The following is a 6302-nucleotide window of genomic DNA, read 5'->3' on the forward strand; positions in this document are numbered from 1 at the left end:
CGGGAATCAATAGGATAGAGGCCGATTTGAGTTTGAAATCTAAATTCATACAAGGAGGGTTAGTTTTTGCTTTAATAGATGACACACCTGTGATTTTTTATATGAATGAGGGAGAAACTATTATGAAAAACAATGCAAATGTAAGTGGAGGTAAAAATAAAGAGTCTTTGCAAATGGTGAAAGTAGATGATGATTGTAATTTCAGTTTTAGTGAACTTTGGAATGAATCAGAAAAATCACTAGTATATTTATATACATCCGCCACCTCTATAAATGATGGAGAAATAACTTTTTATGGTTACGGAAGAAAAAATGGAGTGAATACGGTTTACGCCAATTATAAATTATAGAAATCACTGGTAAAAAGCCCGGAGCTGATAGCTTCGGGCTTTTTGTATCCACCCCCTTCGTCCCACACAAGACACCCTGCCTCAAACCTTTCGCTTTGTTTTTTGTTATTTTTAAGATATGCAAAACAAGCGCCATACATCCAGCCTTATTTTTAAACAGTTTATCAAAGAAGAAGATACTCCCTTTGATAAATTGTTCAACATTTGGAAGGAAATCATCGTGCATACTTCGGGGGATGTAGACGAGAGTTTTGAATGGTTGGAAACCCTCGATCAAGAATACCAATTAACAACGCCTGAGTATACCCTTGATGATTTTCGAGAAGACCTTAAGAAAAAAGGCTACATCAAAGACGATACGGATAACCCGAAAAAGGGTGGAATGAAAATCACGGCGAAGTCGGAACAAATGTTACGACAATCAGCCTTGGAACAAATCTTTGGAAATTTAAAGAAGCGAGGGAAAGGAAATCATAAAACCAAACACCTCGGACAAAGTCTGGATAAAACGGGCGAGTATAGAGATTATCGTTTTGGAGATAACCTAGACAATATTGCGCTTACAGAATCTATACGCAACGCACAAATCAATAATGGTATTGGCGAATTTCAGCTGACGGAGCAAGATTTGGTGGTAGAAGAAACCCACCATAAATCTTCTATGAGCACCGTGTTGATGATAGATATTAGTCACTCCATGATCTTGTATGGCGAAGATAGAATAACACCTGCTAAAAAGGTAGCCATGGCCTTGACGCAACTCATACAAACGCGCTACCCCAAAGATTCTATAGATGTAATTGTGTTTGGGAATGATGCCTGGCCGATAAAGATTAAAGATTTGCCCTATTTACAGGTGGGGCCTTACCATACCAATACGGTTGCCGGACTCCATCTTGCCTTAGATATCTTACGTCGAAAGCGTAACACCAACAAGCAGATTTTTATGATTACCGATGGTAAACCAAGTTGTGTGCGCGAGAAAGATGGTTTCTATTACAAGAACTCTTTCGGATTAGATCCTTACATTACAGAGCAGTGTTACAACATGGCAGCACAAGCCAGAAAATTAAACATACCCATCACAACTTTTATGATCGCTAGAGACAGCTATCTCATGGAGTTTGTAGAGAATTTTACCGAAGCCAACCAAGGAAAGGCGTTTTATACAGGACTTCAAGGTTTGGGGGAAATGATATTTGAAGATTACGAAACCAACCGTAAAAAGAGAATTAGATAATGAAAGATATAGTACAACTCAAAACACTTGGCGACTTAAAAGCCGTAGGTTATAAAACAAAACCTATTAAAGATGAATTACGCGATAACCTCATTGCCAAAATAAAAGCGGGTGAAACCGTTTTTAAAGGAATACACGGTTATGAGAATACGGTAATTCCACAACTGGAGAACGCCATACTCGCTAAGCATAACATTAACTTTTTAGGTTTAAGGGGGCAAGCCAAAACGCGTTTAGCCCGACTAATGGTAGATTTGCTGGATGAGTATATTCCCATCATAGAAGGCTCAGAAATTAACGATGACCCTTTTGCCCCATTGTCGCGTTATGGAAAAGAAGTGGTGGCCAAGCAAGGTGATTTAACCCCCATTTCCTGGTTGCACCGTTCCGATAGATTTGCAGAAAAACTGGCAACACCAGATGTTACCGTAGCAGATATTATTGGAGATGTGGATCCTATCAAAGCAGCCAATTTAAAGTTGTCCTATGCCGATGATAGAGTTATACATTTTGGAATGATTCCACGTGCTAACCGTTGTATTTTCGTGATCAATGAAATTCCTGATTTACAAGCAAGAATACAGGTAGCACTTTTCAATATCTTACAAGAAGGAGACATACAAATTAGAGGTTTCAAATTGCGTTTGCCCTTGGATATGCAATTCATTTTTACAGCAAACCCTGAGGATTATACGAACAGAGGAAGTATTGTGACGCCATTGAAAGATAGAATAGGCTCTCAAATTCTTACCCATTATCCAAAAACCATGGAAGTGGCTAAGAGAATTACGGCCCAAGAGGTAGAGAAAGTAATAGGTAAGAAAGAAGAAATCCATATCAACGAATTGGCGCGACAACTGGTAGAACAAATCTCATTCGAAGCTAGAAAGAGTGATTTTGTAGATGAAAAAAGTGGGGTGAGTGCGCGTTTGAGTATAACAGCACTTCAAAACTTGATTGCCAGTGCAGAGCGCAGAATGTTCTTGGCAGGTGATGCAACAACAGCCATTCGTTTATCCGATTTCCTAAGTATAATTCCGGCCATTACCGGTAAGGTGGAGTTGGTTTATGAAGGAGAACAAGAAGGAGCAGCGCAAGTAGCAGAATACTTAATTGGAGATGCTATTTTAAGTTTAAGCGAGCAGTTCTTCCCTAAAATTTCTAACCTTGAAAAACCAGGGGTAGAGCAATGGTATCAGAAGGTGGTGAATTGGTTCGTGGAAAATGATGCTTTTGAATTAACCTTAACAGCTAGTAATGATGAGTATGCCTCGGCTTTAAACAGAGTAACGCCCTTGGAAGACATACTTAAGGATTACCAACCTAATGTGAAAAAAGATGAAGACAAACTTTTCTTAAAAGAACTGATTCTTTGGATGTTGGTTGAAAAAGAAAAGCTCAGTAAATCACAACAAGATACAGGTTATGCCATCAAGGATAACTTGGGTGATTTTCTCAAAATGTAGTACCAATTAAGAATATTGAATTAAGAATTATTGAGGGGAGCAGCTTTTGGTTGACTCCCTTTTTTGTTGGTCCTCGAGTAGACTAAGGCCTAGATATATGGATTAATTCATAATCTATTGCTCATCTCGACTCCGCTCGATAACCTAGGATACGGGTCATTTTTTTGGTCAGGAGGTGTCCGAGCGAAGCGTTGTGATGAGCGTAGCCGAATTATCGATGGGCCGACACACTTCATCTATTTCCTACTTCTGCCTTATTAATTATTAATTCTTAACTACCTTTGCACCATGTTGGTAGAGATAGACGATAAAGTAGTTTCTTTAGAGATATTCCAAAAGAAATTCGTTTGCGATTTAAGTGCGTGTAAAGGAGAATGTTGTGTAGCCGGAGATTCTGGGGCACCTTTGACAGAAGAAGAGGTAAGTATCTTGGAAGATGTTTACGAAGATGTTAAGCCCTACATGCGTAAAGAAGGTATAGAAGCCGTTGAAGAGCAAGGGGTTTTCTATATGGATTACGACAACGAACCTGTTACCACTTTAGTGAATGGAGCTGAATGTGCCTTTGTTGGGTACGACGATAAAGGAACAGCGCTTTGTACTATCGAACAAGCATGGAGAGACGGTAAAATTGACTGGAAGAAACCACAATCGTGTAACCTTTACCCTATCCGTGCGAAAAAATACCGTGATTTTGAAGCCTTGAATTACCATGAATGGCCCATTTGTAAACCCGCTTGTGAGTGTGGTGATAAATTGAACGTGAGCATATTCCGTTTCTTAAAAGAACCGTTAATCTCTGCATACGGAGAAGAGTTCTACAAGAAAATGGAAGAGGTAGACAAAGCTTTAAAAGAGGAGAATGAAGAAAAATAATCCACTCTACACACAAGGCTGGTCAGATTACGAACTCATAGATGCTGGAGGAAATGAAAAACTAGAGCGTTGGGGAGATATTATTACGATTAGACCAGAAGTACAAGCCTATTTTAAGAGTAAAATCCCAAAAAGCAAGTGGCAAGAAATGGCGCACTTGAAGTTTATCGATACCGGTAAACAAAAAGGGAAATGGCAAACACTTAAACCTTGTGAACAGCAGTGGCAAGTAAACTTTCACGAGCTCACCGTAAACCTAGCAACTACGCAATTCAAGCATTTGGGAATGTTTCCAGAGCAAGCGACCAATTGGGAAGTATTGCGCGAGGAACTAGGAGAAGGAAAGAAATTCCTGAATCTCTTTGCCTATACAGGTATTGCATCTGTTGTGGCCAAATCTACCGGAGCTGATGTAACACATGTTGATTCTGTAAAGCAACTGATCACTTGGGCCAAAGAGAACATGGAAAGCTCAGGTTTAAGCGATATACGTTGGATTTGTGACGATGCTTTAAAGTTTGCCAGCAAAGAAGTGAAAAGAGGAAATACCTATGACCTTATTGTGATGGATCCTCCTGCATTTGGTTTAGGTGCTAAAGGTGAACGTTGGAAAATAGAGGAGAAGTTAGATGTTCTTATCGCTACGGCCTACGACTTGTTAAACAAAGGCGGCTTGCTGATTTTAAACACCTATTCTCCACGTGTAGAATTGCAAGACATCGCCAATACGAGCAGAAGATATTTTAACCCCAATAACACGACCTTAAACGAGCTCTGGATGGAAACCAAGCACGGTAATCAAATGTTTTACGGACATCTACTTAGAGCAAGGAAATAAGCTTGCATTAACCGTTTCAGGAGCAATGCGTTTTACCTTGTAATTTCTCCCCATCGCATTAATGACAGTTGCTAATTGTATATCCAGCATACTCAACCCTTGTATATCGTGCGTAAACAGGTGTATTTCTAATTTGTTGTACACATTACACCATTCTGGATGGTGCTGTATTTCTTCAGCATGAAGTGCTATTTCTGTCATTGCAGCGAAAGCAGCTTTAAAATCTTCGAACACAAATTCACTACACAATTTCCCTTCTTTCAACACCCAACCATCTAAGGTTTTTAAGGCTTTCTTAATTTCAAGTTCAGTCAATTTTCGCATGACCTTAAGTTACGGAAAATCAAAGAGAAGCATGTTTCTTTAAAGTTAAGTTTTTGAGCTTTTTTGAGATTGGAAATTTTGTTTTCCTTTTAGGAACTCTGTGTGATCTATGACATAAGTTTATACTTCTTAAACTGGCCTCTCGATACTTCGACTGTCGCTCAGTACGGCGCTCTGCTCGAGGACCTCGTATATACCTTTCATAGGAAGTCTAAGTTAAGGTTTCCGAGCGGAGTCGAGGAACCGAAACTATGGCTTTCTAACCGTCTAAAAGTCTAACAATCTATGAAAAAAATCTACGAAAGCTTATCCGTCAAAATACGCATTTCGATAACCGGCGCTATCTTTTCGTAAATGATGTTGTAGACCGCCTCAACAATAGGCATTTCTACTTGGAATTTCTTGTTGATTTCCATGACACTTTTGGTCGCATAGTACCCTTCAGCTATCATGTCCATTTCTAATTGTGCTGTCTTTACAGAATACCCTTTACCGATCATGAAACCAAAGGTTCTGTTACGGGAGAATTTGGAGTAAGAAGTTACCAATAAATCTCCTAAATAAGCACTTGTTTTTACGTCACGGTGAATAGGACTCACTTCATCAATAAAGTTCTCTATTTCCTGAATCGCATTAGAGATCAATACCGCTTGGAAGTTGTCTCCATAACCGAGTCCGGCACAAATACCAGAAGCTAAGGCGTACACGTTTTTCAATACGGCAGAAAGCTCTGTACCGAACAAGTCGTCAGAAACTGTAGTCTTGATAAAGCGGGAAGCCATGATCTCTGCCATTTCTTCGGCCAAATCTTCGTTGGAACACGCTAAAGTAAGGTAAGATAAACGTTCTAGGGCTACTTCTTCGGCATGACAAGGTCCACAAATGATACCGATGTCATCGTAAGGAATATCAAAAGTTTTGTGGATGAAACGCGCAGGAATAGCATTGTATTCTGGAACGATACCTTTCACGGCTGAAAAAACATACTTACCTTTAAAAATTGACTTATCGATAGGTTCGAACAAATCATTTAAAAAGGCAGAAGGTGTAGCAATGATTAATATCTCCGCTTCTTCAATAACACGGACGATATCTGTGGTAACATCTATCTTATCTGTGTCAAATTCTACAGACTGTAAATAGCGTGGGTTTTTCTTGTATTTCTTGATGTGTTCTACAGCATCTTCGTTACGCATCCACCAACCTAC

The 6302-nt window shown here is 39.4% G+C and carries 7 protein-coding genes; 5 read left to right on the forward strand and 2 right to left on the reverse strand.

The window, feature by feature from the left end:
- The 5 genes from R3333_RS11760 to R3333_RS11780 all read left to right on the forward strand — a co-directional run.
- Positions 1-350, forward strand: a 350-nt coding sequence (locus R3333_RS11760) for a hypothetical protein (protein WP_318958972.1), incomplete at its 5' end; no start/stop codon positions are given.
- Positions 351-468: 118 nt separating this feature from the next.
- On the forward strand, positions 469-1590 hold the full coding sequence (locus R3333_RS11765) for a vWA domain-containing protein (protein ID WP_318958973.1): 1122 nt from the start codon (positions 469-471) through the stop codon (positions 1588-1590).
- Positions 1590-3056 carry an AAA family ATPase gene (locus R3333_RS11770; protein WP_318958974.1) on the forward strand — a complete coding sequence of 489 codons (1467 nt, stop codon included), beginning with the start codon at positions 1590-1592 and terminating at the stop codon, positions 3054-3056. Before R3333_RS11765 ends, R3333_RS11770 begins: the two co-directional genes overlap by 1 nt.
- 288 nt (positions 3057-3344) lie before the next feature.
- Positions 3345-3932: a DUF3109 family protein gene (locus R3333_RS11775; protein WP_244526223.1), complete on the forward strand. Its 588-nt coding sequence runs from the start codon at positions 3345-3347 to the stop codon at positions 3930-3932.
- Positions 3919-4770 carry a class I SAM-dependent methyltransferase gene (locus R3333_RS11780; protein WP_318958975.1) on the forward strand — a complete coding sequence of 284 codons (852 nt, stop codon included), beginning with the start codon at positions 3919-3921 and terminating at the stop codon, positions 4768-4770. Before R3333_RS11775 ends, R3333_RS11780 begins: the two co-directional genes overlap by 14 nt.
- Here R3333_RS11780 and R3333_RS11785 read toward each other — a convergent pair.
- Positions 4750-5094: a 4a-hydroxytetrahydrobiopterin dehydratase gene (locus R3333_RS11785; RefSeq protein ID WP_318958976.1), complete on the reverse strand. Its 345-nt coding sequence runs from the start codon at positions 5092-5094 to the stop codon at positions 4750-4752. The genes R3333_RS11780 and R3333_RS11785 overlap by 21 nt on opposite strands.
- A gap of 296 nt (positions 5095-5390) precedes the next feature.
- Positions 5391-6302 (reverse strand): NAD(P)H-dependent glycerol-3-phosphate dehydrogenase (locus tag R3333_RS11790; protein ID WP_318958977.1); only part of this gene is annotated, 912 nt, incomplete at its 5' end.

This window comes from Lishizhenia sp., assembly GCF_033720595.1.
In the GTDB taxonomy this organism is placed as follows: Bacteria; Bacteroidota; Bacteroidia; order Flavobacteriales_D; family Crocinitomicaceae; genus Lishizhenia.